The 23,878-nt window shown below is 74.5% G+C and carries 20 protein-coding genes and 2 pseudogenes; 9 read left to right on the plus strand and 13 right to left on the minus strand.

The features are described 5' to 3' along the window. Positions 1-247: 247 nt before the first annotated feature. Together ACIQ9G_RS15835 and ACIQ9G_RS15840 are read left to right on the plus strand one after the other, a co-directional pair. Complete coding sequence (locus ACIQ9G_RS15835; RefSeq protein WP_403609172.1) at positions 248-2,074, plus strand: AMP-dependent synthetase/ligase; 1,827 nt, start codon at positions 248-250, stop codon at positions 2,072-2,074. A 182-nt stretch (positions 2,075-2,256) separates the two neighbouring features. Continuing rightward, positions 2,257-3,093, plus strand: coding sequence for an aldo/keto reductase (locus ACIQ9G_RS15840; protein ID WP_403609174.1), 837 nt, complete (start codon positions 2,257-2,259; stop codon positions 3,091-3,093). Between the two features lie 159 nt (positions 3,094-3,252). Here ACIQ9G_RS15840 and ACIQ9G_RS15845 read toward each other — a convergent pair. The 5 genes and pseudogenes from ACIQ9G_RS15845 to ACIQ9G_RS15865 form a co-directional block, all read right to left on the minus strand. Beyond that, positions 3,253-3,988: pseudogene (locus ACIQ9G_RS15845) on the minus strand (SDR family oxidoreductase); the annotation flags it as partial. A 101-nt stretch (positions 3,989-4,089) separates the two neighbouring features. Beyond that, entirely contained in the window at positions 4,090-5,007 is a 918-nt protein-coding gene (locus ACIQ9G_RS15850) for a class I SAM-dependent methyltransferase (protein WP_403609176.1), read from the minus strand. Positions 5,008-5,113: 106 nt separating this feature from the next. Next, entirely contained in the window at positions 5,114-5,872 is a 759-nt protein-coding gene (locus tag ACIQ9G_RS15855) for a class I SAM-dependent methyltransferase (protein WP_403610040.1), read from the minus strand. 146 nt (positions 5,873-6,018) lie between these two features. Next, entirely contained in the window at positions 6,019-6,324 is a 306-nt protein-coding gene (locus tag ACIQ9G_RS15860) for a 4a-hydroxytetrahydrobiopterin dehydratase (protein WP_392192688.1), read from the minus strand. A gap of 185 nt (positions 6,325-6,509) precedes the next feature. Continuing rightward, positions 6,510-7,613: an ADP-ribosylglycohydrolase family protein gene (locus ACIQ9G_RS15865; protein ID WP_403609178.1), complete on the minus strand. Its 1,104-nt coding sequence runs from the start codon at positions 7,611-7,613 to the stop codon at positions 6,510-6,512. 40 nt (positions 7,614-7,653) lie between these two features. Here ACIQ9G_RS15865 and ACIQ9G_RS15870 point away from each other — a divergent pair, with 40 nt between their 5' ends. The 3 genes and pseudogenes from ACIQ9G_RS15870 to ACIQ9G_RS15880 all read left to right on the plus strand — a co-directional run bounded on the left by ACIQ9G_RS15870 (position 7,654) and on the right by ACIQ9G_RS15880 (position 9,494). Beyond that, the gene (locus tag ACIQ9G_RS15870; protein ID WP_403609180.1) at positions 7,654-8,487 is read left to right on the plus strand and encodes a helix-turn-helix domain-containing protein; all 834 of its coding nucleotides are present in this window, start codon (positions 7,654-7,656) and stop codon (positions 8,485-8,487) included. A 103-nt stretch (positions 8,488-8,590) separates the two neighbouring features. Continuing rightward, positions 8,591-8,784 (plus strand): annotated as a pseudogene (locus ACIQ9G_RS15875) (SAM-dependent methyltransferase); the annotation flags it as partial. 203 nt (positions 8,785-8,987) lie between these two features. Next, complete coding sequence (locus ACIQ9G_RS15880) at positions 8,988-9,494, plus strand: nitrate reductase molybdenum cofactor assembly chaperone (protein WP_403609183.1); 507 nt, start codon at positions 8,988-8,990, stop codon at positions 9,492-9,494. A 174-nt stretch (positions 9,495-9,668) separates the two neighbouring features. On the opposite strand, the gene dnaK is transcribed toward ACIQ9G_RS15880, so the two are convergent. Both dnaK and ACIQ9G_RS15890 read right to left on the minus strand, forming a co-directional pair. Continuing rightward, entirely contained in the window at positions 9,669-11,534 is a 1,866-nt protein-coding gene (gene dnaK / locus ACIQ9G_RS15885) for a molecular chaperone DnaK (protein ID WP_403609186.1), read from the minus strand. Between the two features lie 151 nt (positions 11,535-11,685). After that, positions 11,686-12,111, minus strand: a complete 426-nt coding sequence (locus ACIQ9G_RS15890; protein WP_403609189.1) for an OsmC family protein — start codon at positions 12,109-12,111, stop codon at positions 11,686-11,688. Positions 12,112-12,285: 174 nt separating this feature from the next. On the opposite strand from ACIQ9G_RS15890, the gene ACIQ9G_RS15895 reads away from it, so the two are divergent. Both ACIQ9G_RS15895 and ACIQ9G_RS15900 read left to right on the plus strand, forming a co-directional pair. Next, positions 12,286-13,065, plus strand: coding sequence for a tetratricopeptide repeat protein (locus ACIQ9G_RS15895; protein ID WP_403609191.1), 780 nt, complete (start codon positions 12,286-12,288; stop codon positions 13,063-13,065). Next, on the plus strand, positions 13,055-15,787 hold the full coding sequence (locus tag ACIQ9G_RS15900) for a VWA domain-containing protein (protein ID WP_403609193.1): 2,733 nt from the start codon (positions 13,055-13,057) through the stop codon (positions 15,785-15,787). Before ACIQ9G_RS15895 ends, ACIQ9G_RS15900 begins: the two co-directional genes overlap by 11 nt. Before the next feature lie 96 nt (positions 15,788-15,883). Here the strand turns inward: ACIQ9G_RS15900 and ACIQ9G_RS15905 are convergent, their stop codons facing one another. Both ACIQ9G_RS15905 and ACIQ9G_RS15910 read right to left on the minus strand, forming a co-directional pair. Beyond that, entirely contained in the window at positions 15,884-17,980 is a 2,097-nt protein-coding gene (locus ACIQ9G_RS15905) for a phage holin family protein (RefSeq protein WP_403609196.1), read from the minus strand. Positions 17,981-18,086: 106 nt separating this feature from the next. Further along, complete coding sequence (locus tag ACIQ9G_RS15910) at positions 18,087-18,524, minus strand: hypothetical protein (protein ID WP_403609199.1); 438 nt, start codon at positions 18,522-18,524, stop codon at positions 18,087-18,089. Between the two features lie 86 nt (positions 18,525-18,610). On the opposite strand from ACIQ9G_RS15910, the gene ACIQ9G_RS15915 reads away from it, so the two are divergent. Both ACIQ9G_RS15915 and ACIQ9G_RS15920 read left to right on the plus strand, forming a co-directional pair. Further along, complete coding sequence (locus tag ACIQ9G_RS15915; RefSeq protein ID WP_403609201.1) at positions 18,611-19,384, plus strand: MBL fold metallo-hydrolase; 774 nt, start codon at positions 18,611-18,613, stop codon at positions 19,382-19,384. Next, entirely contained in the window at positions 19,381-20,019 is a 639-nt protein-coding gene (locus ACIQ9G_RS15920; RefSeq protein WP_403609203.1) for a DedA family protein, read from the plus strand. The genes ACIQ9G_RS15915 and ACIQ9G_RS15920 overlap by 4 nt, the downstream gene beginning before the upstream one ends. On the opposite strand, the gene ACIQ9G_RS15925 is transcribed toward ACIQ9G_RS15920, so the two are convergent. The 4 genes from ACIQ9G_RS15925 to ACIQ9G_RS15940 all read right to left on the minus strand — a co-directional run bounded on the left by ACIQ9G_RS15925 (position 19,996) and on the right by ACIQ9G_RS15940 (position 23,737). Further along, the gene (locus ACIQ9G_RS15925) at positions 19,996-21,186 is read right to left on the minus strand and encodes an MBL fold metallo-hydrolase (RefSeq protein WP_403609205.1); all 1,191 of its coding nucleotides are present in this window, start codon (positions 21,184-21,186) and stop codon (positions 19,996-19,998) included. The genes ACIQ9G_RS15920 and ACIQ9G_RS15925 overlap by 24 nt on opposite strands. Next, positions 21,183-22,430 carry an aminotransferase class I/II-fold pyridoxal phosphate-dependent enzyme gene (locus ACIQ9G_RS15930; protein ID WP_403609208.1) on the minus strand — a complete coding sequence of 416 codons (1,248 nt, stop codon included), beginning with the start codon at positions 22,428-22,430 and terminating at the stop codon, positions 21,183-21,185. Before ACIQ9G_RS15930 ends, ACIQ9G_RS15925 begins: the two co-directional genes overlap by 4 nt. Positions 22,431-22,619: 189 nt before the next feature. After that, entirely contained in the window at positions 22,620-22,763 is a 144-nt protein-coding gene (locus ACIQ9G_RS15935) for a hypothetical protein (protein ID WP_403609210.1), read from the minus strand. Next, positions 22,760-23,737: a hypothetical protein gene (locus ACIQ9G_RS15940; protein ID WP_403609212.1), complete on the minus strand. Its 978-nt coding sequence runs from the start codon at positions 23,735-23,737 to the stop codon at positions 22,760-22,762. Before ACIQ9G_RS15940 ends, ACIQ9G_RS15935 begins: the two co-directional genes overlap by 4 nt. Between the last annotated feature and the right edge of the window lie 141 nt (positions 23,738-23,878).

Genomic DNA, 23,878 nt, shown 5'->3' on the forward strand with positions numbered 1-23,878 from the left:
CGTCCGGGACCCCCGGGGACGGTAATCGGGTAGTACAGATTCGGTGGAGATCGGTGGAGATCACGGCACCGAAACTTACTGATCCGTAAGGATTTTCGTCCGGCCTCTCCCCATGTGAGGGGTTTTTCCGACGCTGACCCGCTCCCGCCCGGGCTCCGCCTCCCGTCGAAGCCCCTCCCGCCTCCTCCCGAGGTGGGGTAGCTTTCACCGCGCTGTGCGGAGCGTCACAAGGGAGCGGGAGCGGGGTTTGCGCGAGTTCACCAGCCCTCCGTTGACGTCGGCACCGCCGGTGGGCGGACTGGCCGACGCGGTCTTCCGGCATGCCCAGGAGGACCCGCTGCATGTCGCACTCGGCCGGAAGGACGCGGCCGGCCAATGGCGGGACGTCACCGCCGCCGAGTTCCGCGACGAGGTCCTGGCCCTCGCCAAGGGGCTGCTCGCCCGGGGCGTCCGCTTCGGCGACCGGGTCGCGATCATGTCCCGCACCCGCTACGAGTGGACCCTCTTCGACTTCGCGCTGTGGACGATCGGCGCCCAGGTGGTGCCCATCTATCCCACCTCCTCGGCCGAGCAGTGCTTCTGGATGCTGTACGACGCGGAGGTCACGGCCGCGATCGTCGAGCACGAGGACCACGCGATGACGATCGCCACGGTCATCGACCGGCTGCCACACCTGCGTGAGCTGTGGCAGCTGGACGCGGGCGCCGTCCGGGAGCTCTACGACGCGGGCGCCCACGTCGACGACCAGGTGGTGCACCGGCACCGCGAGGCGGTCACCCCAGACTCGATCGCGACGATCATCTACACCTCCGGCACCACCGGCCGCCCCAAGGGCTGCGTGCTGTCGCACGGCAACTTCATGTACGAGACCGACACGGTCATGGAGCGCTGGGAGCCGGTGTTCCACACCAAGAAGGGCGACGAGGCGGCGACCCTGCTGTTCCTGCCGCTCGCCCATGTCTTCGGGCGGATGGTGGAGGTCGCCACGATCCGGGCGAAGGTGCGCCTCGGCCACCAGCCGCAGCTGAACGCCGCCGCTCTCCTCCCCGACCTGCAGGCCTTCAGACCGACCTTCATCCTCGCGGTGCCGTACATCTTCGAGAAGGTGTTCAACTCCGCCCGGCGCAAGGCCGAGGCGGACGGCAAGTCCGGGCCGTTCGAGAAGGCCGTCGACGTGGCCGTGAAGTACGCGGACGCGATCGAGGCGAAGGCCTGGGGCATCGGCCCCGGCCCCACCGCCGGGCTGCGCATGCAGCACCAGTTCTTCGACAAGCTCGTGTACTCCAAGGTGCGCGCGGCGATGGGCGGCCGGATCCGGAACGCGATGTCCGGCGGCTCGGCGATGGACCGCCGGCTCGGCCTGTTCTTCGCGGGCGCCGGCGTGCAGATCTACGAGGGCTACGGACTGACCGAGTCCACCGCCGCCGCCACCGCCAACCCGCCCGAGCTCACCCGGTACGGCACCGTCGGGCAGCCCATACCCGGCGTCACCGTGCACATAGCCGACGACGGCGAGGTCTGGCTGCACGGCGGCAACGTCTTCCAGGGCTACCTCAACAACCCGAAGGCCACCGACGAGAGCCTGCACGACGGCTGGCTGGCCACCGGTGACCTCGGCTCCCTCGACGAGGACGGCTATCTGACCATCACCGGCCGCAAGAAGGAGATCCTGGTGACCTCCGGCGGCAAGAGCGTGGCGCCGGGCCTGCTGGAGGAGCGGGTGCGCGACCACCCGCTGGTGTCCCAGTGCATCGTCGTCGGCAACGACCGCCCGTACATCGCCGCTCTGGTCACCCTCGACCAGGAGGCCGTCGAGCACTGGCTGCAGATGCGCGCCAAGCCGCGGATGTCCCCGGCCCAGCTCGTGCGCGACGCCGACCTGGAGACCGAGGTCCGGCGCGCCGTGGTCGCCGCGAACACCCTGGTCTCCCAGGCCGAGTCGATCCGCACCTTCCGCATCCTCGCCCAGCCGTTCACCGAGGAGCACGGCCTGCTCACCCCGTCCCTGAAGCTGAAGCGCAAGGCCATCGAGAACGCGTACGTGAACGAGGTGGACGCGCTGTACCGGGCCTGACCGCGCCCGGCCCGGGCACGCACCGCCGAGGCCCGCGGGGGGATGTGATTCCGGCCGATCCGGCCCTCCGGGGTGGACACCCGATCAGTTCCGGGCGGATTGACCGGTCAGGAATGCATCACGGCTCGTGATCGTTGACGATGTCGAGTACCACTTGACGACAACCGAAGGATCAAGAGCTCGTGAGCAGCAAGGTCCCCCCGATCATCCTCAACAACGGCGTCGAGATGCCCCAGCTGGGCTTCGGTGTCTGGCAGGTGCCGGACGACGAGGCGGAGCGGGCCGTCGGCACCGCGCTGGAGGCCGGGTACCGCAGCATCGACACAGCGGCGATCTACGGCAACGAGGAGGGCACCGGGAAGGCCATCGCCGCCTCAGGCCTCTCTCGCGAGGACGTCTTCGTCACCACCAAGCTCTGGAACAGCGAACAGGGGTACGACTCCGCGCTGCGCGCCTTCGACGCGTCACTGGACAAGCTCGGCCTGGAGTACGTGGACCTGTACCTGATCCACTGGCCGGTCCCGGCCAAGGACGCCTACGTCGACACGTACAAGGCGTTCGAGAAGCTGCTCGCGGACGGCCGTACCCGGGCGATCGGCGTGTCGAACTTCCTGCCGGAGCACCTGGAGCGCCTGATCGACCGGACGTCGATCGTCCCGGCGGTCAACCAGATCGAGCTGCACCCGCATCTTCAGCAGCACGCCGCCCGCGCGTTCCACGCGGAGCGGGGCATCGCCACCGAGGCGTGGTCGCCGCTCGGCCAGGGCAAGGGCCTGCTGGACGTCCCCGCGATCGTCGCCATCGCCCGGAAGCACGGCCGTACCCCGGCCCAGGTCGTGCTGCGCTGGCACCTCCAGCTCGGCAACGTCGTGATCCCGAAGTCGGTGACACCCGCCCGGATCGAGGAGAACATCCAGGTGTTCGACTTCAGCCTGGACGACGAGGACCTGGCCGCGATCAGCGCGCTCGACGAGCAGCGGCGGCTCGGCCCGGACCCGGCGGAGTTCAACATGGCCTGACCGGCCCCACCGCCTCCCGCCGCGACCCGCCCCGGACCGTTCACCGTACGGTCCGGGGCGCGTCTTTCCCCACGTCCGGCGCGTGACGTCCGTGCCGTGCGGGGTGCGCCCGGCACGCCGGGCGGGCGGACGACCGACCGGGCCCCGCGAGGGTGGTCGGTCGGGCTGCCCGAGCGGGCGTACGACCACGGTGTTGACGTCGACGCCCGCGGGCTGCCGGATGGCCCGGACGACGGACTCGGCGATCTGGCCGGCGGTCAGCAGCCGCCCGGGTGGAGACTGCCGTACCCGTCCCAGAACGGCGTCTCCACCCGGCCGGGTGCGATCAGTGTCACGCCGACGCCCCACTCGGCGACCTGGCGCCGGGTGTTCTCGGCGAGCCCGGTGACCGCCCACTTCGTCGCCCCGTAGATGTTCCCCGGGGTGGGCACGAACCCGGCGACGCTGCCGACCAGCACGATCCGGCCGCGGGTCTCCTTCAGGGCGTCGACGGAGGCCCGGATCGGCAGGGCGGGACCGAGCACGTTGGTGAGGACCGTCTCGGTCCACCCGGCCGGATCGTCCTCGGCGACCGTGTCGTGCGTGGCGGTTCCGGCGTTGGCGACGACCGTGTCCAGCCGGCCGAACTCCTTGAGGGTGCGGTCGACCGCGGAGCGCACCTCGCCGTACTCGGACGCACTGCCTGCGATGGTCAACAGCCCGGCCGGGCAGCCGGGTTCCTCGGCGAAGGCGCGAAGCCGCTCCTCGCCCCGGCCGGTGACGGCCCCCCGGTGCCCGGCGTCCAGCAGCCGCCGCGCGACCGCGGCGCCGATGCCTCCCCCAAGCTCTCGGCTTCGCTCGAGCAGGGGGCACCCCCACCGCCGCCGGTGATGAGTGCGACCGGAGAGTCGGTCATGGAAACCCCCTTCGTCCCGCGAACGCCGGAGAGTCCACCACTTCGAGCGCTCTTCGAGTCACGGGCTCCCGGGCCACGGGGCGAGCCGGGGGGCGCGCCTCTCAGGCGGTGCGAACCCCCGTGTACACGGTGTGCGCCTTGAGGACGAAGACGTCGCCGCGCCGGTGCACGCTCGCCTCGTCGTCGGGGTCCAGCAGCCGGTCCAGGGTGGCGCGGTCCTCCGCGTCGACGCCGTCCTCCAGCGCCTCGCGCAACCGGGTCAGGGAGGCGACGGCATAGGCGCGGGCCCGGTCGCTCACCGGCGCGGGCAGATCCAGCAGGAAACTGCGCGTGCCGGTGTGCTTCAGGCCCGCGGCGGTCAGCAGCGCCGGCCAGTCCTCGGTCTCGGCGACGGAGCCGGGGAGTTCGGCGCGCATCCGCGCGAACCAGTCCGCCTCCACGGCGTCGAGCCGGGCCTGGAGACCGGGGCGGCCGATCCCGATGTCGCGGGGCAGGAACCGCGCGGGCAGCCCGCCCTCCAGCAGGGCGAGCGTGCCGCCGGGGGCCAGTCGCGCGGCGAACGCGGCGAGGGCGGCCCGCTGGTCGCCCAGATGGTGCAGGCTGTTGCCGGCCCACAGCAGGTCGGCCGGGTAGTCCAACTCCTCCAGCACGTCCGGGAGTTCCCCGGCGAGGGTGCCGAAGCGGTCGCCGAGACCGAGACGGGCGGCCCGGGCGCGGGCCCGCTCCAGCAGCTCCTCGGAGCCGTCCACGGCGACCACCCGCGCGCCCGGGAAGGTCTCGGCGAACCGGCACGCGACGACCCCCGGCCCGCTTCCGGTGTCGACGATCAGACCGGGCTCGGTCACCTCCTTCGCCAGCCACGCCATGGCCCGCTCGTACAGGGGGGTGAACAGCTCGGCCTGCGCCTCCAGCAGCGGGGCCATCGCCGCCCAGTCGATGTCGGAGTGGCCGTGGTGGTGGTGCTGGTGCGGGTGGTGCTGCTCGTGGTCGTCGTGGGTCGCGTGCGGCTCGTGCGCCATGGTGGTCAGCCTCTCCTGTCGGTGCGTCCAGCCTGCGCCGACGCACCGCGCCGCAGCCACTCCTGTTGCCGTGGCGGCAAAAACCGGCCGGCGGAAGGCGGGCGGATCACGCGGGCCGCGGGTCCGCCGGCTTGCGGAACGCCCGCAGCGCGAAGACCGGGTCCGGGCGAGGGCGGTCCTGGTCGGGCAGGCGGGCGAGCCGGGCGGCGAACTCCTCGGTGAGCGGGTCGCCCGGCGGCAGGGTGACGAACCAGCCGCGGCGCAGGTCGGCGATGGTACGGCGGGGGCTGCGGCCCTGCCCGCGGCCGGGGAAGCGGGCCTCGCCGGCCGGCACCAGACCGTGGCCGGTGGCGTACCGCTCGACCAGGTCCGCGGTGTCCCGGACCGGGCTGGGCGGCCGCGCGGCGAGCACGGCGTCGATGTCGCTGCCGACGTTGTGGGAGGCGGCCTTGTCGACCGTGGTCACGTACACACCGCCGGGGACGAGCACCCGGGCGCACTCGGCGACGACGGCGCGGGCGTCCTCTTCACTCGGCGCCAGGTGCAGCAGCCAGACGCTGGTCACAGCGCCGAACCGCCCGGTCGGGAAGGGCAGACGGCGGCTGTCGGCGAGCACCACGGCACCGGGCACGCGGGCGGCGGCCTGCCGGGCCATCGCGGACGCCCGGTCCACGCCGGTCACGCGCAGGCCGTCGCGGCCGGCCGCGAGCCGGCGGGTGACGATGCCGGTGCCGCAGCCGACGTCCAGGAGGCGGCGGGTGCCCGGCGGGACCAGGCCGAGCACGGCCTCGGCGGCGGCGGCCGCCCTGGGCTCGCCGCCGCGCGAGGCGTCGTACCGCTCGGCTTCCTCGTCGTAGTCCAGCACGTGGCTCCCCCCGTCGTCGTGGTCCCGGCGGTACGGCACGCTCCGCCCCTTCCCCCTGCTCCCCCGGCTTTCCTGGCGCGTGGTTCTCGGCCGTGGGACGTGACTCGAGGCTCGTGGCTCGTGGCTCGTGGCTCGTGGCTCGTGGGTCAGTCGGCGCCGTGGCCCGGCGCGAGGTCCTGGACGCGGCGGGCCAGCTCGAAGTCCTTCTCGGTCACCGCGCCGCCCGCGCTGTGCGTGGTCACGGCGAGGGAGACCGAGTGGTAGCCCAGGGTGAGGTCGGAGTGGTGGTCGAGCTCCTCCTGCACCTGGGCGATGTGCAGGACCATCGCCGCCGCCGCGAAGTGCGAGCCCAGCCGGAAGGAGCGGGTGAGGCGGTCGCCGTCGAGGGACCAGCCGGGCAGTTCGGCGAGCCGGTCCTCGATCTCCTTCTGCGACAGCGGTTCGACGGGCATGGGCTCGTTCCCTTTCCTGGGCTGTGCCACCGGCTCCTGGGTGACGTCACTGACTTCAGACTGCCACAGGAGGGCCGCTGCGTCCCTGGTCAGGAGGCCGTGAGAAGCCCGCCCGCGGAGCTCGCGGGACGGCGGCCGGCCCGGGAGACCGCCGGGCGGCCGGCCCGGGAAGGGGCGCCGGAGGGTCAGCCGCGCAGGCACTCGGCCGCCAGGTCGTCCGCCAGCGCGGCGATCCGGGCCCGTCCCTCCACCCGCTCGACCCACTCGTGGGGCAGACCGTGGTCGCCGTACCGGGCGCCGACGATGTTGCCGCAGACGGAGCCGGTGGAGTCGCTGTCGCCGGAGTGGTTGACGGCCAGCAGCAGGGCGTCCTCCACGCCGGGCGCGGCGAGCGCGGCGTAGACGCCGATGGCAAGGGCCTCCTCGGCCACCCAGCCGGCGCCGAGCCGCTCGACCTTCGCGGCGGTGGGCGCGCCCTCGGCGGCGAGGTCGAGGGCCCGCACCAGCGCGCCGGCGGTCTCCTCGTGCCCGGGGTGACCGGCGAGCAGACGCAGGGTGCGCAGGACCGCGCCCTCGACGGAGTCCCCGGCCACGAGGTACGACACGATCGCGGCGAGCGCGCCGGCCGCGTAGTAGCCGGTGGGGTGTCCGTGGGTCATCTGGGCGCAGCGCGCGGCCATGCCGAAGGCGTCGGCGGTGCCGGCGCGGGTGAGGCCGAAGGGCGCCGAGCGCATCACCGCGCCGCAGCCCTTGGAGTCGGGGTTGACCGGTCCGGGCGGGCCGAGTTCGGCCCACGGCTCGGGGACGAAGTCGTGGGCCAGCCCGGACAGGCAGGCGTTCCCGGGGGCGCGGCGGGCGTACAGCCAGGGTTCCTCGACCAGGCCGCCGCGCGGGCCCTCCGAGGAGGAGCCGCCCGGCGCGGCCTCCTCGCGCGCGGCGGGGCCGGGCCTGCTCTGGGTCTCCAGCCAGCGCCCGTAGGCCAGGCGCAGCAGGCGGGCCCAGCCGCCGCCGATGCCCTTGAGCCGTTCCCGCTCGTGGGCCTGGCGGATGCCCTCGACGGTGAACAGGGTCATCTGGGTGTCGTCGCTGATGCGGCCGGTCACTCCGTCGCCGTCGGGCACCGGGCGGGTGACGCCGCGCGGGCCGTGCGCGGCGCGGATCCGGTCCAGGGAGTCGAACTCGACCGGGTAGCCGAGGGCGTCACCGACGGCGCCGCCCAGGAGACAGCCGCGCACCCGGGCGCGGTAGACCGCCGTCGCCTCCCAGGACAGCTTCCACGACTCGATCATGTGCCTTCTCCTCGGCTGCGGTTCGACTACGGTCGTCGGTATGGCCATTGTCGCGTCCGGTCCCGCCGCACCGTCCACCGCCTCCGCCCAGAAGGGCGCGGGCCCGCTGCTGCGGGCCTGGCGGGAGCGCCGGCGGGTCAGTCAGCTGGAGCTGGCGCTGCGCGCCGACTCCTCGGCCCGGCACATCAGTTTCATCGAGACCGGCCGGTCCCGGCCGAGCGAGGAGATGGTGCTGCGGCTGGCGGAGCACCTGGACGTGCCGGTGCGCGAGCGCAACGCGCTGCTGCTGGCGGCCGGTTACGCCCCGTGCTACCCGGAGACCCCGCTCGACGCCCCGGCGCTGGACGCGCTGCGCGACGGTCTGGAACGGCTGATCCAGGGCTACGAGCCGTACCCGGCGCTGGTGGTGGACGCCACGTACGACGTGGTGGCGGCCAACCGCGGCGTCACGATGCTGCTGGAGGGGGTGCCCGAGTCGCTGCTGGCGCCGCCGCTGAACGCGATGCGGCTGACCCTGCACCCCGAGGGCCTGGCGCCGCGCATCCGCAACCTGCGGGCGTGGCGCGGCCATCTGCTGGCGCAGATGGAGCGGCAGATCGCGCTGCACCGCTCGCCGGCGCTGCGGGCGCTGTACGAGGAGGTGGCGGCGTACCCGGTGCCGGAGGAGTGCGGCGCGGTGGAGGAACCGGCCGAGGAGGTGCCGTACTTCGCGCTGCCGATGCGGATCGAGCACGAGGGACGGCTGCTGTCGTTCGTCTCCTCGATCTCCACGTTCAACACGCCGATGGACGTGACGGTCGCCGAGTTGGCGATCGAGACGTTCCTGCCGGCCGATCCGGCGACGGTCAAGTACCTTCATTCCCTGGCGGGTTGACAAGCGGTCGGGTGCGCGCCACGGCCCACAGGTGGTCCTCGACCACATGCAGGCGCGCGCCGCGTCGGCGCGGCGCACCCGCGAGGGCCTGCGGGAGTGCCGCGCGCCGGCCCGGGCGGCGGAGCTGTTCCGGCGCGGCGGCACGCCCTTCCATCCGCGCGGCCGTGCTTCCAGGGTCTGGAGCTGCTGGAACCGGGCGTGGTGCCGGTTCTCGACTGGCGGCCGGAAGCGGAGGACACGGCGGCGCGGGCGGAGGGCGCGGTGCCGGTGTACGCGGGGGTGGCCCGCAAGGTCTGACCCGGTCCGCGGGGCGAGGGGACGGCCCGCGGCACCCGCCTGACCCGGACGGGTGCCGTGGACGGGTGCGCTCCCCCGCCCGCCCCTAGATTCGGACCACGGGCCGGCGAGGAAGCCGCACGCGACCGCGTGCCGCCGCGCGGACGGCCGTCCAGGACCCCGGTGCACGCCGTGGACGGCGTGGACGAACCGGAGGAGGCCTCATGCCCTCGGATGCCGTGCTGTACCAGGCGGCGGCGCTCTGCCTGACGTACCCCGACCAGGCCCTCTGCGCCCGGCTGCCGCTGCTGCGCGAGGCCGCGCCGCAGCTGAGGGCGTTCGCCGACCACGCGGCCGTGACCCCGCTGGAGGAACTGGCCGCGCACTATGTGGCGGTCTTCGCGTCCGAGGACGCCGGGGACCGGTACGGGCTGTACCTGAGCCGGTGGGGCGACGAGGGCTCGCGGCGGGACGGGACGGCGGCGGCGCGCTTCGAGGAGCCGTACCGCGTCCACGGCCTGGAGCTCGCCGGACAGGAGCCGCCCGACTTCCTGCCCGCGGTGCTGGAGTTCACCGCCCGCACCGGCGACACGGAACTGCTCGTGTGCCACCGCGGGGGCCTGGAGCGGCTGCGCTCCCGGCTCACCGGCCTCGGCACGCCGTACGCCTCCGTGCTGGACGCGGTGTGCGCGGCCGTGCCGGCGGCCGGTGCCTTTGGCACGGGTCCGTGAGGGCGCCCGTGCGCGCGCCCGTGGGCCCACCCGGGTGAGGTGACCCGGGCGGTCGGCGTCAGGCGTCGGCCCGAGCGGGCAGACGGGCAGACGGCCGGGGCGGACGGCGGACCCTCGGGCGGCCGGGACGGGCGTCGGCCCCTCAGGCGGCCGCCCTTCCAGAGGGGCGGACCCTCAGGCGGCCGGGCCCTTGGTGTCCCGCTCCTCGTCGACGATCTCCGCGTCCACCACGCCCTCCTCGTCGTGGTGCGGCGGCGTCTGCTGCTCGGCGCCCTCCGCCGAGGCCTGCTGGGCCTGGGCGTACATCGCCTGGCCCATCTTCTGGCTGACGGTGGCGAGCTTCTCGGTGCCGGTGCGCAGGGCGGCGGTGTCGGCGTTCTGCTCCAGCAGGGTCTTCACCTCCGCGGTCGCCGCCTCGACCTCGGACCTGGTCTCGGCGGGAATCCGGTCGGTGTTCTCGCGGAGGAACTTCTCCGTCTGGTAAACGAGTTGCTCGGCCTGGTTGCGGGTCTCCGCGGCCTCCCGGCGCGCGCGGTCCTCCTCCGCGTACTGCTCGGCCTCCCGCATCATGCGGTCGATGTCGTCCTTCGGCAGCGCCGAGCCGCCGGTGACCGTCATCTTCTGTTCGCGGCCGGTCGCCAGGTCCTTCGCGGAGACGTGCATGATCCCGTTGGCGTCGATGTCGAAGGCGACCTCGATCTGCGGCACCCCGCGCGGGGCGGGCGGCAGGCCGGTGAGGTCGAAGACGCCGAGCTTCTTGTTGTAGGCGGCGATCTCCCGTTCGCCCTGGTAGACCTGGATGCCGACCGAGGGCTGGTTGTCGGTGGCGGTCGTGAAGATCTCCGAACGGCGGGTGGGGATCGTCGTGTTGCGCTCGATGAGCCTGGTCATGATGCCGCCCTTGGTCTCGATGCCCAGGGACAGCGGGGTGACGTCGAGGAGCAGGACGTCCTTGACGTCGCCGCGGATGACACCCGCCTGGAGCGCGGCGCCCACCGCCACCACCTCGTCGGGGTTGACGCCCTTGTGCGGGTCCTTGCCGGTGAGGTCCCGCACCAGGTCGGTGACCGCGGGCATCCGGGTGGAGCCGCCTACGAGGATCACGTGGTCGATCTTGGACAGGTCCACCCCGGCGTCCTTGACCGCCTGGTGGAAGGGCTTCTTGCAGCGCTCCAGCAGGTCGGCGGTGAGCTCCTGGAACTGCGCGCGCGTGAGTTTCTCGTCGAGGTGGAGCGGGCCCTCGGCGGAGGCGGTGATGTAGGGCAGGTTGATCGTCGTCTCGGAGGACGAGGACAGCTCGATCTTGGCCTTCTCGGCGCCCTCGCGCAGCCGCTGCAGCGCCATCTTGTCCTTGCCGAGGTCGACGCCGTACTGCCCCTTGAAGCGCTTGACGAGGTGCTCGACGATCCGCTGGTCCCAGTCGTCGCCGCCGAGGTGCGTGTCGCCGTTGGTGGCCTTGACCTCGATGACGCCGTCGCCGATCTCCAGCAGGGAGACGTCGAAGGTGCCGCCGCCGAGGTCGAAGACGAGGACGGTCTGCTCCTCGCCCCGGTCGAGGCCGTAGGCGAGGGCCGCGGCCGTCGGCTCGTTGATGATCCGCAGGACTTTCAGCCCGGCGATCTCCCCGGCCTCCTTGGTGGCCTGCCGCTGGGCGTCGTCGAAGTAGGCGGGGACGGTGATCACCGCGTCGGTGACGTCCTCGCCGAGGTAGGACTCCGCGTCCCGCTTCAGCTTCTGCAGCACGCGGGCCGACAGCTCCTGCGCCCGGTAGCGGGTGCCGTCCACGGTCCCCTGGTCCGGGAACCGCCACACGGAGTCGCCCATGTGCCGCTTGACCGAACGGGCGGTGCGCTCCACGTTCGTCACGGCCTGCCGCTTGGCCACCTCGCCGACGAGCACCTCGCCGTTCTTGGCGAACGCCACGACCGACGGCGTGGTGCGCGCGCCCTCCGCGTTGGCGACGACGGTGGGCTCACCGCCCTCCAGGACGGCCACCACCGAGTTCGTCGTCCCGAGATCGATCCCGACCGCACGTGCCATCTCCGTCCCCTTCCGCCAGGGCGCGTCCCGTTCTCCAGCACAAAACTCGAGTGGTCGGTTGTCAATCCCGCGTGGTGGTGCGCGCGGCGCGGAGACGACGGTGCCGCGCCCCGGGGAGCCGGGGCGCGGCACCTGGGGACGTACGGGCCGGTCAGGCCAGCTTGGCCGACAGGGTGATCGTCGTACCGGCCAGGGCCTGGCTGACCGGGCAGTTCTTCTTGGCGTCCTCGGCGGCGGCGACGAAGGCGTCGTCGTCGACGCCGGGGACGGTGCCCTCGACGGTGAGGTGGATGCCCGTGATGCCCTCACCCGGCTGGAAGGTCACGTCGGCCTTCGTCTCCAGCTTGGTGGGCGGGGTGCCGGCGCCCGCCAGGCCGTGCGAGAGGGCCATGGAGAAGCAGCTGGAGTGGGCGGCGGCGATCAGCTCCTCGGGGCTGGTCTTCCCGTTCGCCTGCTCCGCGCGCGACGGCCACGACACCGGCTGCTGGCCGATGCCGGAGGAGTCGAAGGTGACGACGCCGTTGCCCTCGAGCAGGTTGCCTTCCCAGACGGTGTGTGCGGTGCGCGTGGTTGCCACGGTGGATCCATACCTTTCGCCAGGGTTCCCGTCGCCGGGATTCCGTACGGGTTCCGCGTACCCACCATCCGATCACATCCGCACCGCCCGGACCCGTCGAACTGCCCGCGACCTGCCGGAGAAGGTCCGCCAATCGCCTGCCGTGCGGCCGGGCGAGGCCCTACAGTCCGATTCATGGTCGAAGTGTTCCAAGTCCTCGGGGGAATCGCGGGATTTGGCGGGGTCGCCCTCGGCGTCCTGTACCTGCTCTACCGAGATCTCGTACGCGACATCATCCGCCGGCGGATGTTCCGGACGCTCACCGCGGCCCAGGCGACCGCCCTGTTCGGCACCGTCGTGGTGCTCGCCTTCGCCGTGGCGATCCTCGGCATCTTCGCCACGCTCGCCGAGAGCAAGGGCGTACGGCAGTTCGTGGTGCTCGTGGGCATGTTGCTGCTCTTCCTGCTGGCCGTGCTGCTGATCGCGGTGCGCACGGTCACCGGCCCGTCGGCCCGGGCCAGGGGCGCCGGGAGGAACGGCGTCGAGCGCTCGCTGGCCACGGTCCGCAGGCACGTGGAGAGCGGCGAGCCGGATCAGGCGGAGCGCGCCCTTGAGGCGTCCGGGTCGGCCCGGGACTCCTCGGCCTTCTGGTACTGGAAGGCGAGGATCGCGCTGACCCGCGGCAATCTGGACGTGGCGGCCGGATACGTCGAGGAGGCGCTGAAGCTCGACGGCCGGGACCCGTACAGCATCGCGCTCAAGATCGAGCTGCTGTTGCTGGCCAACGACCCGGACCGGCGTGACCGGGCCGCGCGGCTGTCCGTGGAGAGCACGGGGCTGAGCGGCGAACTCGACGCATGGCTCAGGCAGTTGAGGGCCGAGGGAATGTTCGGCGGTGGGGTGCGCACCCGCACGCAGTTCGAGGCACGGTGCCCGCTGCCCACCCGTACCACGGAGGATGCACATGCCGAGTGAGCGGAACAGCGGCGGTGGGGCGCGCGCGGCCGTCGTGTACGTCGGCTCCCCCGCCGGCGCCGGCGGGGACGACGCGGCGGACCGGCCGGCGGCGCGAGTGGCGCTGCGGGAGGCCGAGCGGGCCGGCCTGGTCCCGCTGCCCCGGGTGGCGAGGACGGTGGCGGAGGCCGAGGCCCTGCTCGCGGAGCATCCGGACGCGGTGCTCGTGGTCCATCCCGGTGCCGCCCCGGACGCCACCGGAAACGGCCGGAGGAACCGGCTGTGGGACCTGCTGACGTGCGGGGTGGCGTTACGGCTGTGCGAGCCCGCCGGGGCGCAGCCGAGCCCGTCCGGCCCGCCCGCGGTCGAGCCGGCCCCGGTGTCCGGGGGCGGGGTGGCCCTCCTGGTGGTCGATCTGCCTCGGGAGAGCGGCCCAGGGGACGGGCCGGACGGCGCGCCGGACCGTGCGCCGGACGGTGGGCGGGAGGGCGGCCCGGTGGACGCGCCGGCGGACTCCGACGCAGGCCGGCGGGCGCGGCGCGAGACCGAATGCCGGGGCTTCGCCGCACGGCTCGGCCTCTCGCCCGGGCCGGTGCTCGCGGACCGCGGACGCGTCTGGGCGGTGGAACTGGGACGGGCCCTGATCCGGTCCCGCCCGCTGACGGCCGTCGTCCACCCCGAGATCACCCCGCCCGACCCGGACACACCGGACGGAGTGCTGTGGCGGTGGCTGCGCGCCGGGCGGGAGATCAGGCCCGGAGCGGGGCCCGTCACACGGCAGGAACGGTTCCGGCGGATCGCGTGGCAGGAGCGGCGGCAGGCCGAGCTGTCGGCGCGGCTCGAGACGGAGCGGCGGGAGCCCGAGCTGCTGGCGCGCTGGGAGCAGGAGCTGGAACGGCAGGAGCTGGAGCGGCAGGAGCACCTCGCCAGGTCCCAGGACGAGTCCGAGGACGCATCCCCCGAGTTCCCGGCCACGCCCCTCGGACGACACGCCGCATACCGCTTCGAGATCGGCGAGGAGCTGGACCCGGGCCGCTTCTACGCCGACGAGATGGCCCTCGACGTCCGGTCCGAGCGTAGCTACCGCCGCAGATCGGCCGCCGGGGCCCGTGACGCGGCCTCGGCCCGCGTCGGCCACGGCGCCCCGCCGGGCGGGCCTCCGGCCCTGTTCCGGCGCTCCGGCGAGCCGCTCCCCCACGACGGCCTCTTCATCCGCCGCAACAACGCCTTCGGCACCCGCTCCCCGCTCGGCGTCCGGGACCTCATCGAGCAGGGCGTGATCATCGGTCAGGAACAGATCCGCTTCGACGACTTCGTGGCGGCCCGCACCGAGCAGGTGCCCGGCCCCCCGCCCGGCCGGGCCGTCGGCGTCAGCCACGGGCTGACCGCCGTGCAGGGGGACTTCCGCGCGGACGAGGCGACCACCCACTTCCTGGAGATCACGCTCAAGGCGGGCGAGGCGCATCCCGGGGACGCCCCCGCCGAACCGCTCCCCGTCAACTTCGTCTTCGTCGTGGACACCAGCGGCTCGATGCACGGCGAGAAACTCGACTGCGTCAAGGCGGCCCTGCAGGCGCTGTACGACAGGCTGCGGCCCACGGACTGCCTGGGCATCATCACCTTCGACCACCACGTCCGCACCGTGCTGGCCGCCACCGCCCGGCAGGACCTGCCGGCCGAGCGCTTCGCCCAGGTGGTGTCCGGGCTGAGCGCGGGCGGCGGCACGGACATCAACCTCGGCGTGCAGTACGGCATCGACGAGATCGGCCGCAACGCCCTCGGCAGGCACATGGTCAACTGCCTGTACGTCTTCTCCGACGGCTCCCCGACGTCCGGCGAACGGGACTGGATCAGGATCCGGACCAACATCGCGGCCAAACTCCGCGGTGACCTCACCCTGTCCTGCTTCGGCTTCGGCTCCGACGCCCGGATGCCGGAACTGGCCGCGCTGGCCGGGCTCGCGGGCGGCCACTCGACCTTCGTCACCCGGCCCGAGCAGGTGGGCACGGACCTGCTCGCCGACCTGAACCGGCGCGACCACCTGGCCGCCATCGACATCCAGCTCCGGCTGGACATCGCGCCCGACGTGGAGATCAGGCACCTGTACGGGCACGACCTGGTCACCGACCCCCGGGCCCGGGCCGCGGTGCTGCGGGAGGCGGGCCGGGCGGCGGAGCGGGCCCGCGCGGACTACGGCGCACAGCCCCTGCCGGACCTCATCACCGAGGAGCAGGGCATCAGGATCTTCGCCCCGGACCTCGCCTTCGGGGAGACGTACTGGATCGTGCTCGAACTCGCCGTGCCGCCGGGCCGCGAGGCGCCGGAGCCGGGCACCGCCACCGTGCAGTACGTCGACACCGTCACCCGCGCGGGACACCGGCACGACATCGACCTGTCCACCGGGTTCACCCTCGCCGAGGAGACCGTCACGGTGCACGCGGTCGGCCTGTGGACCAGCGAGGTCACCTTCTACGCGCTCGACGACCTGTACGACCGGGACCGGGACGCGGCGACGAAGCGGCTGACGCACCACATCCAGGTGCTGCGGGCCGCCCACGACAAGCTGCCCGCCCGGGAGTTCCGCGACGACCAGGTGACCCTGCAGAAGCTGATCACGCTGACCAGCGCCCTGGACACGGTGGTGTCGTTCAGCGACACGGCGCACGGGCCGGGCGCGGCGTCCGCGGTCATGGCGATGAACGACTTCGGCCGGGTCCGGTCGGGGTTCTGGCCCCAGGTCTGACGCCCGCCGCGGCCCGGCGGCTGCGCGGCCGCCGGTCGCACAGGCGCCGGGCGCACGGGCGAGGGGTGCGCGGGCGAGGGGTGCGCGGGCGAGGGGTCAGGCGGCCCGCTCGTCCTCCTGCTCGTCGAGCGGCACCTGCGGGCCGTGCGCCTCGCGCAGCCAGCGACGCAGCACCCGGTGCACGTGCTCCGCGCCGACGACCTCCCCGTCCTCCTCCCCGGCGGGCGGGGAGAGAGCCAGCGGCGACAGCAGGAACGGGCGGCCCTGGGCCCCGCCGAGCCCGCCGTGGGAGCCGATCTGCTCCTCGAAGGCGAGGACCTCGCCGTCGGCCGCGTCGTGGCAGGAGTTGACCATGATGTCGGCGGCGTGCGGGAAGGAGTGCGTGCGGCGGACCGCGTCGGCGGCGCCGGGGCCGAAGGCGGCGAGCGGCCCGGGGTTCTCGTCGAGGTCGCCGAGCGGGATCTGCGCGCCGCGCGCGCCGAGCACGAGGCCGCCGTGCTCCTCGCTGCGGACGAGCACGAAGCCGACGCCGGGGTGGTTGGCGAGCGTGGTCAGCAGCCCCGGGTGGCGGCCGTCGATCTCCTCCCGGCTCATCCGGTGCGGCACGTCGGGGAAGGACACCAGGCCCAGGTTGCCGGAGGCCAGCACGACCGGCTCGGTGGCACGCCCGGCGGCCCGGTCGCGCTCCGGGAGCTCCTCGACGGGCCGGCGCAGCGCCGCCCGGACCGCCGCCCGCGCCTCCGCGCCGCTGCGGGTACGCTCCGCCCGGCGCGGCACGGGCAGTCCGCAGCCGGCCCGCACCAGGTCGGCCAGGGTGAGGCCGTAGCGGGAGCGGAAGGTCTCGCCGGGGCTCTGTCCGTGGTCGGACAGGACGACGATGCGGTACGGGCGCGGGGCGTGCTCGGCGGCCTTCTCGATCAGCGCGAGCGCGCGGTCCAGCCGGTGCAGGACCTTCTGCGCGTCCCGGCTGAGCGGCCCGGAGTGGTGGGCCACCTCGTCGTAGGCGACCAGATCGGCGTAGACGGCGGTGCGTCCGGCGAGCAGGTCGCCCATCACCGCGGCGACGACGACGTCGCGTTCGACGACGGTCGCGAAGGCGCGGACGAAGGGGTAGAGGCCGCCGCGGCCGACCCGCGGGCGCTGTTTGCGGATCCGGGCGCGGACCGCCTGGCCGATCTCGCGGCCCGCGTCGGCGACGAAGGACAGGGCGGTGCGGACGGCGTTGGCGGGGTCGGAGAAGTAGGCGAAGTAGCCCGCGCGGGAGCGGTTGCCGGGGCCGCGGCGGGCCGATACGGACAGGACGAGGGCGAGTTCCTCGGCGCCGCCGCTGAACAGGTTGCCCCGGCTGGCGCCGTCGAGGGTGAGCAGCCCGCCGTCGCCGGTGCGCTCGACGGCGCGGCGCTGGAGCTCGGCGGCGCTGGTCGGGCGGTTGCAGACCACGATCTCCCCGGTGTCCTTCTCGTACCAGCGGAAGGCGGGGACGTCGTGGTTGGAGCCGTGCAGGATGCCGAGCTGAGTGGCGCCGGTCTGACTGGACCAGTCGGTGCGCCAGGGGGTGAGCCGGTGGGTGGCCCGCGGCCCCGGGTTCTCCGGGCCGGAGCCGAGCCAGCGGGCCACGGTCGGCATCAGCCCCCGGCCGACCGCGTCCCGCAGGACGTCGTGGCCGACGCCGTCGAGCTGTACGACGACGGTGCCGGGCGTGGTCGGGCCGGGCGGGAGCCGTCTGCGGCGGCGGTCGGCGAGCCGGTACAGCCGGCGCCGGTAGGCGTCGTCGTCGCGGACGGCGAGCGCGGCGCCGGTGGCCGAGGCGACCGCGGACATCACGGCGGCCACGACGACGGCGGTCTCGGGCGCCGCCTCCGGCTCCCCGGAGGGGTTGATGCGCAGCGCGAGGAGGAGCAGTGAGCCGTTGAGGAAGAACACCAGCAGCCCGAGTACGAGCGCCGGGACGAGCAGCAGCGCCCGCACGAGCAGGGGCCAGACGACGGCGGAGAGCAGACCGAAGGCGCCGGCGCCGAGCGCGGCGGTCACGGCGATGCTGGTGGCACTGTCACCGGCGGGCGACTGCAACTGGAAGTCCGGCAGGATCCCCGCGAGCACCAGCAGGGTGACCGTGCTGACGGCCCACACCGTGATGCTCCGTCCGACCTGACTGGCGACCCGCCGCCACCGCCCGCCACGCACGCCGCGCACCTCACGTCCCGGCCCGGTCCGCACACGGGCCCGAACTCAGCTTGTCACACGAGCCGCCCCGGCCCCCGCCTCACCAGCCGGTACGGCCGACCGCGCAGGACAGGTCCTAACGCCCGTCGTAGCCGGCGGTCGGCATGGACAGCCGGCGGTGCACGTGCGCCTTCATCTGCGCGTCGTACGACGGCTCGGCCCGGCCCACCGTCTCCACCCGCACGCCCCGGCGCGCGCACTCGGCGGTGAACTCCTCGACGGAGGACAGCGCCCGCTCCAGGACGCGCCGGCTGGGGGCGACGAACAGGTCCACGCCGGGCCGCACGCCGTCCCACAGGGCCGAGTGGTCGGTGCGCAGCCCGCGCACGAGGAGCTCGCGCGCGACCACGTACCCGTGCTCCGCCGCCCAGCGCGCGCACATGGCGTGCTGGCTGCGGGAGTCCACCAGGAAAGGTTCGTCGTTGAGCTCTTCCAGGGGGGTCAGGCTCGCGATGGCCGTGACCCGGACCGGCACCGCGGCGGCGGCGCCGGAGGCGTCCCGCACGTCTCCCATGGAGTCCCCCTCACCTCCGGGTTTTCGCCGCCGACCCTACTCCTGCACGTAGGCTCAGGGGGAGTCGCGCGAAGGAGGCAAAGAAGGTGCCGGTGGAGATCACCTGGTGGGGTCACGCGACGTGCACCATCGAGGACTCGAACGTGCGTGTGCTCACCGATCCGCTGTTCGCACGCCGGCTCGCGCACCTGCGGCGCCGGCGCGGCGCGCTGCCGCCGCCGGGCGCCTGGCACGCGGACGTGGCGCTGATCTCGCATCTGCACGCCGACCACCTCCATCTCCCGTCGCTGACCCGGCTGGCCCCGGGCACGCGCCTGCTCGTGCCCCGGGGCGCGCCCCGCGCGGTGCCGGGGCTGCGCCGGCTCGGCCATCTGCGCATCACCGAGGTGGCGCACGGCGACCGCGTCGAGGTGGGCGAGGTCGTCGTCCGCGCGGTCCCCGCGCACCACGACGGGCGCCGGCTGCCGTTCGGGCGGCACCGCTCCCCCGCCCTCGGCTACGTCGTCGAGGGCCGGGCACGGACGTACTTCGCCGGGGACACCGGGCTGTTCGACGGGATGGCCGAGGAGGTCGGGCAGGTCGACGCGGCGCTGCTCCCGGTGGGCGGCTGGGGGCCGTACCTCGGTGCGGGGCACCTGGACGCGGGCCGGGCGGCCCAGGCGGTGGCCCGGCTGGCGCCGCGCACGGCGGTTCCGGTGCACTACGGCACGTACTGGCCGATCGGGCTGGACGCCGTGCGCCCCCATGAGTTCCACGCGCCGGGCGACGAATTCGTGCGCCTGGCGGCGCGGCGCGCGCCCCGGGTGGCGGTGCACCGGCTCGGGCACGGGGAGAGCGTGCGCCTGGAGGTCGCCCGGTGACACGGCTCGCCGCGCTGGTGACGCTCGTGCCACCGGAGTCGACCCAGCGGGCCATCGGTTATCCGTCGCTGTTCCTGCTGGTGCTGATCGGGGCGCTGGTTCCGGTGGTGCCGACGGGTGCGCTGGTCAGTTCGGCGGCGGTGGTGGCCTTCCACCAGACGGCGCCGTTCTCGATGGCGCTGGTGTTCGCCACCGCGTCCACGGCCGCCTTCTGCGGGGACGGGGCGCTGTACTGGCTGGGCCGGCGCGGGATGCGCTCGAGGAACGGCTCGCGATGGCTGGCGGCGATACGCAGCCGGGCGCCGGAGGACCGGCTCCGGCAGGCGCAGGACAAGCTCGCCGGGCACGGGGTGGCGGTGCTGGTGCTGTCCCGGCTGGTCCCGGCCGGGCGCATCCCGGTGATGCTGGCCTGTCTGCTGGCGAAGTGGCCGCTGCGCCGGTTCGCCCGCGGCAACCTCCCGGCCTGCCTGGCCTGGGCGCTGACGTACGAGCTGATCGGCGTCCTCGGCGGGTCGCTCTTCCCCGAGCCGTGGGAGGGCGTGCTCGCGGCGGTCGTGCTGACGGTGCTGATCGGCGCGGCCCCCAGCCTGTGGCGCCGGCTCCGGCGGACGTCACCTGCCGAGCGCTCGGGCTGACCCGCCCGCGCCCGCGCGGGCCTCGCCGGAGGGCTGGTCCAGCACACGGGAGGCCCCGACCGGCAGGTCCCACAGGTCCTCCCGGGGCAGGCCGGCCTTCTCCCAGGCCGCGCGAACCCGGGTGAGCGGTTCGAGCACGGGCTCGGCGGAGAGGACGAACGTGCCCCAGTGCATCGGGGCCAGGCGGCGGGCACCGAGGTCGAGGGTGGCCCGCACGGCCTCCTCCGGGTCGCAGTGCACGTCGCTGAGCCACCACCGGGGGTCGTAGGCGCCGATGGGGAGCAGGGCGAGGTCGATGTCCGGGTAGCGGCGGCCGATGCGGGTGAACCAGTGGCCGTAGCCCGTGTCCCCGGCGAAGTAGACGCGCCGCCCGTCGGGGCCGGTGAGCACCCAGCCGCCCCACAGGCTGCGGCAGGTGTCGGTGAGGGTGCGCTTGGACCAGTGGTGGGCGGGCACGAAGTCGAACCGGACCCCGCCCAGTGCCGCCGCCTCCCACCAGTCGAGCTCGGTGACGCGGGTGAACCGGCGGCGCTCGAACCAGCGGCCGAGCCCGGCCGGCATGAACACCGGTGTGTCGCGCGGCAGCCGGCGCAGGGTCGGCGCGTCCAGGTGGTCGTAGTGGTTGTGGCTGATGACGACCGCGTCGACGCGCGGCAGGGCCTCCCAGGCGACGCCGACGGGGGTGATGCGGGCCGGGGTGCCGATGATGCGGCGGGACCACACCGGATCGGTCAGCACGGTGAGCCCGCCGATCCGGACGACCCAGCTGGCGTGTCCCGCCCAGGTGACGGCGACGGTCCCGGGGTCGGCACGGGGCAGCGGACCGGGTTCGTAGGGCAGCAGCGGGATGTCGGCGAGGCCCTCCTTGCCCGGGCGGACGGCGCCCTCGCGGGCGAACCGGGCGAGCGCCTTGAGTCCGGGCAGCGGGGCGGTGAGCCGGTCGTGGAAGGACCGCGGCCACACCCGCCGCTCGCCCAGCGGGCGCGGCGCGGCGAGCGGCGGGACGGAGGGGGCGGGCCGGGACGCGGGCGCCGGGCCGCCGGTGTCCCGGACGGGCGTGGCCGCCGCCACGGCTCTGGTGGCGGAGGCCGTCGAGGGCGTGGGCGTGGGCGCGGACGAGGACCCGGGCGAGGTCGTGGACGTGGGCGGCTCGGACTGCTGCGTCATCGAGGAGGCTCCCATCGCTGAGCGTCGTCGCGGAGATCGTCGAAGACCGACCTCAAGGAGTTCAACGCGCGTTGCACATGCGGCAGTTCCAACGGCACGGGTGACGTGAGGCATTCCGCGCGCTCCTCTTCGGTGCGGCCGAGCAGCTCGCCGGTGGACAGCCGCACGCGCAGCGCGCCGAGGTCGTCGCCGAAGCGGTGGCCGCCCGGCGCGGGCATCTGGAGGCGGGCGCCGAGGAAGTCCTCCAGTTCCTGCGCGTCCCCGACCTCGCGGGCGGCGAGCGCGGAGCGCAGCGGGCCGAGTTCGGCGTACAGGTGCCGGCCCGCCTGGGGCGGCCGGGCCAGCGCGCCCCCGGCGACCACGGCGGCGTACACGGCCTGCGCCAGGCGCGCGTGCAGGCCGACGGAGGTGGTCAGGCGCGCGGTGACCGGGCCCGGTTCGTCGAGGGCGTAGGCCGCCGCGGCGGCGACCGGGTCGGCGACGCGGGCGTCGAGCGCGGTGAGCACGTCGAGCACCCGCGCGTGCAGGTCGTCTCCCGCGTCGCCGGCGGGGAAACGGGCGACGGCGGCGGGCCAGCCGGTCGGCAGGAGCGCGCCGGCGAGGTCGGTGACGACGGTGACCCGGCCGGGCAGCATCTCGGCGGGGCTGAGCAGCACCGTCCGGTGCGGCGCGTGCACGGTGTCGCGCCAGGTCTCGTCGCTGACCAGGTGCAGGCCCTCGCCCGCCGCGGCCTCCACGGTCTCGTGCAGCACCTCCGGGGGCGCGACGGTGGCGGTGGGGTCGTCGGCCACCGACAGCACGAGCAACCGAGGGTCGCCGCCCTCGGCGCGGACCCGGCGGACGGTCTCCAGCAGGGCGTAGGGGTCGGGAACGCCGCCGCACTCGGCCGGCGTCGCCACATGGAAGGCGGGCCGTCCCAGCAGGCGTGCGTACGGCGCCCACCAGGCGGCGCAGGGGCGCGGCACCAGGACGTCGCCGCCGAGCGCGGCGGTCAGCGCGAGCAGCAGGGAGGGCGCGCCGGGCGCGGCCGCGACTCGGTCGGGTTCGGTGGGCAGCCCGCGCCGGGTCCAGTAGCCGCAGGCGGCGGCGAGGAGGGGCCGGCCGCCACCGATCGGCCGCTCCGTGGTGTGGCCCGCGGCGGTGGCGACCGCCTCGGACAGTTCGGGGAGCACGGGGAGGCCGTCGCCGGGGAGGCCCGGACCGTAGCGGACGGGGCCGTGTCCTTCCGGGGCCGTCCGCCGCATGGGTACCTCCGCGCAGTCCCTGGGTGCCGTGCCGTGCGTGCCGTGCGCTGCCGTGTGCCGTCGCCGTCGCTGTCGTGTCGTACGGTCCGTGAGGGGCTGGTGTGCGCTCCGCGCGGCGCGGGGCCGGGCCCTCGGCCTCTGAGTACCCAGGGGGGCGCCGTCCCATGACCGTGTCCCGGGTCGCGCGAGTCACACGGGAGCCCGCTCCCGGGCGCGGAGGTCGACTTCGGCCCGCCGTTCGCCGGGCCCTCCGCCCGTCGGCGGTACGCCCTTCAGCCGTACGTGCGTGAGCCGTACCTGCGTGAGCCGTACCTGCGTGAGCCGCCCGCTCATCGGACGTCCGTTCGCCCGCGTCGCCACAGCCGGTGTCCCGCGGCGCCGAACGCCGCCGCGATCAGTACCCCGCCGGTGACCAGGGCCGGCAGCGACGGGGCGAAGGTGCCGCCCTCCCCGGCCTGCACACCGTGGTCCATCATGCCGCCGTCGCCGGAGCCCTGGTCACGGCCGGAGCCCTGGTCACGGCCGGAGTCGTGGCCGCCCGTGCCCTTGGAGGGGTCGCCGCCCGGCACCTGGCCGTGGGACGGATCGTAGGAGCCCTCCTTGCCGCCGTCCTGGTCGGAGGCGTCGGAGGCGTCGGGGGCGGAGTCCTGCGAGGACGACGAGGCCGGGGGACGCGACGGCTCGCGGGCGGTCTCGTCGCGGGACGGTTCGGGGGCGGCGCCCTGCGACTGCTGCGGACGGGCGAGCCCGTCCGCCCCCTCGTCCTTCGGCACCGCGTCCTGCTGCACCGTGTCCTGCTGCACCGTGTCCTGCGCCTCGGAGTCCGGCTGTTCTCCGTCCTGCGCCGAGGAATCCTGCCCGGTCGAGCCCTGGGGGTCCGCCGAGCCCCGCACGTCCTGCGTGGCCGTCGAGTCCGGCGTGGCGCGCAGGCCCAGCGCGTCCGGCGCGGCCTGCGCGTCGCGCGTGGCCGGCCCCGGTGCGGCCGGCTCGTGCGCTGCCCGGCCCTGCGAGCCGGTCGAGCCGTGCGTGGACGGGGAGCCGGTCGAGCCCTGTGTGGACCGGGAGCCGGTCGGGCCCGTCGCGCCATGCGTGGACCGGGAGCTCGGCGAGCCTCGCATCACCTGCGGTGCCCGCGTCGCCTGCGAGGCCGGCTCCGATGCGGGCGCCGGCTCCCGGGGAGCGTCCGGTCGTACGGTGGTCGCGCCGGCCGCCGGGTCCGGGGACGGGGCCGCCACGGCCGGGGCTGCTGCGCCCGCTATGACGCCCGCCAGGACGACGGCGGGCAGGGCACGAGGGGTGAGGCGCATGAGCGGGGCTCCTTGGACCGACGGCGGCTGGCGGCACGGCGTACGCGCCGTGCACAGCCATCACATCCGCTCGGGCCGCGGACCGCGCGCCGCCGGACCCCATTAGCGGGACACGAACGGCCTATCGGGTGACCCCGAGGG

This window comes from Streptomyces sp. NPDC096152 (assembly GCF_044763235.1).
Lineage (GTDB): Bacteria > Actinomycetota > Actinomycetes > Streptomycetales > Streptomycetaceae > Streptomyces.

Excerpts from the sequence above, each read along its gene's own strand:
- ACIQ9G_RS15860 (WP_392192688.1), bottom strand. The coding sequence starts at position 6,324 with ATGCCCGTCGAACCGCTGTCGCAGAAGGAGATCGAGGACCGGCTCGCC.
- ACIQ9G_RS15850 (WP_403609176.1), bottom strand. The coding sequence starts at position 5,007 with ATGGCGCACGAGCCGCACGCGACCCACGACGACCACGAGCAGCACCAC.
- ACIQ9G_RS15895 (WP_403609191.1), top strand. The coding sequence starts at position 12,286 with ATGGTCGAAGTGTTCCAAGTCCTCGGGGGAATCGCGGGATTTGGCGGG.
- ACIQ9G_RS15940 (WP_403609212.1), bottom strand. The coding sequence starts at position 23,737 with ATGCGCCTCACCCCTCGTGCCCTGCCCGCCGTCGTCCTGGCGGGCGTC.
- ACIQ9G_RS15935 (WP_403609210.1), bottom strand. The coding sequence starts at position 22,763 with ATGAGCGGGCGGCTCACGCAGGTACGGCTCACGCAGGTACGGCTCACG.
- ACIQ9G_RS15930 (WP_403609208.1), bottom strand. The coding sequence starts at position 22,430 with ATGCGGCGGACGGCCCCGGAAGGACACGGCCCCGTCCGCTACGGTCCG.
- ACIQ9G_RS15900 (WP_403609193.1), top strand. The coding sequence starts at position 13,055 with ATGCCGAGTGAGCGGAACAGCGGCGGTGGGGCGCGCGCGGCCGTCGTG.
- ACIQ9G_RS15865 (WP_403609178.1), bottom strand. The coding sequence starts at position 7,613 with ATGATCGAGTCGTGGAAGCTGTCCTGGGAGGCGACGGCGGTCTACCGC.
- ACIQ9G_RS15910 (WP_403609199.1), bottom strand. The coding sequence starts at position 18,524 with ATGGGAGACGTGCGGGACGCCTCCGGCGCCGCCGCCGCGGTGCCGGTC.
- dnaK (WP_403609186.1), bottom strand. The coding sequence starts at position 11,534 with ATGGCACGTGCGGTCGGGATCGATCTCGGGACGACGAACTCGGTGGTG.
- ACIQ9G_RS15870 (WP_403609180.1), top strand. The coding sequence starts at position 7,654 with ATGGCCATTGTCGCGTCCGGTCCCGCCGCACCGTCCACCGCCTCCGCC.
- ACIQ9G_RS15925 (WP_403609205.1), bottom strand. The coding sequence starts at position 21,186 with ATGACGCAGCAGTCCGAGCCGCCCACGTCCACGACCTCGCCCGGGTCC.
- ACIQ9G_RS15880 (WP_403609183.1), top strand. The coding sequence starts at position 8,988 with ATGCCCTCGGATGCCGTGCTGTACCAGGCGGCGGCGCTCTGCCTGACG.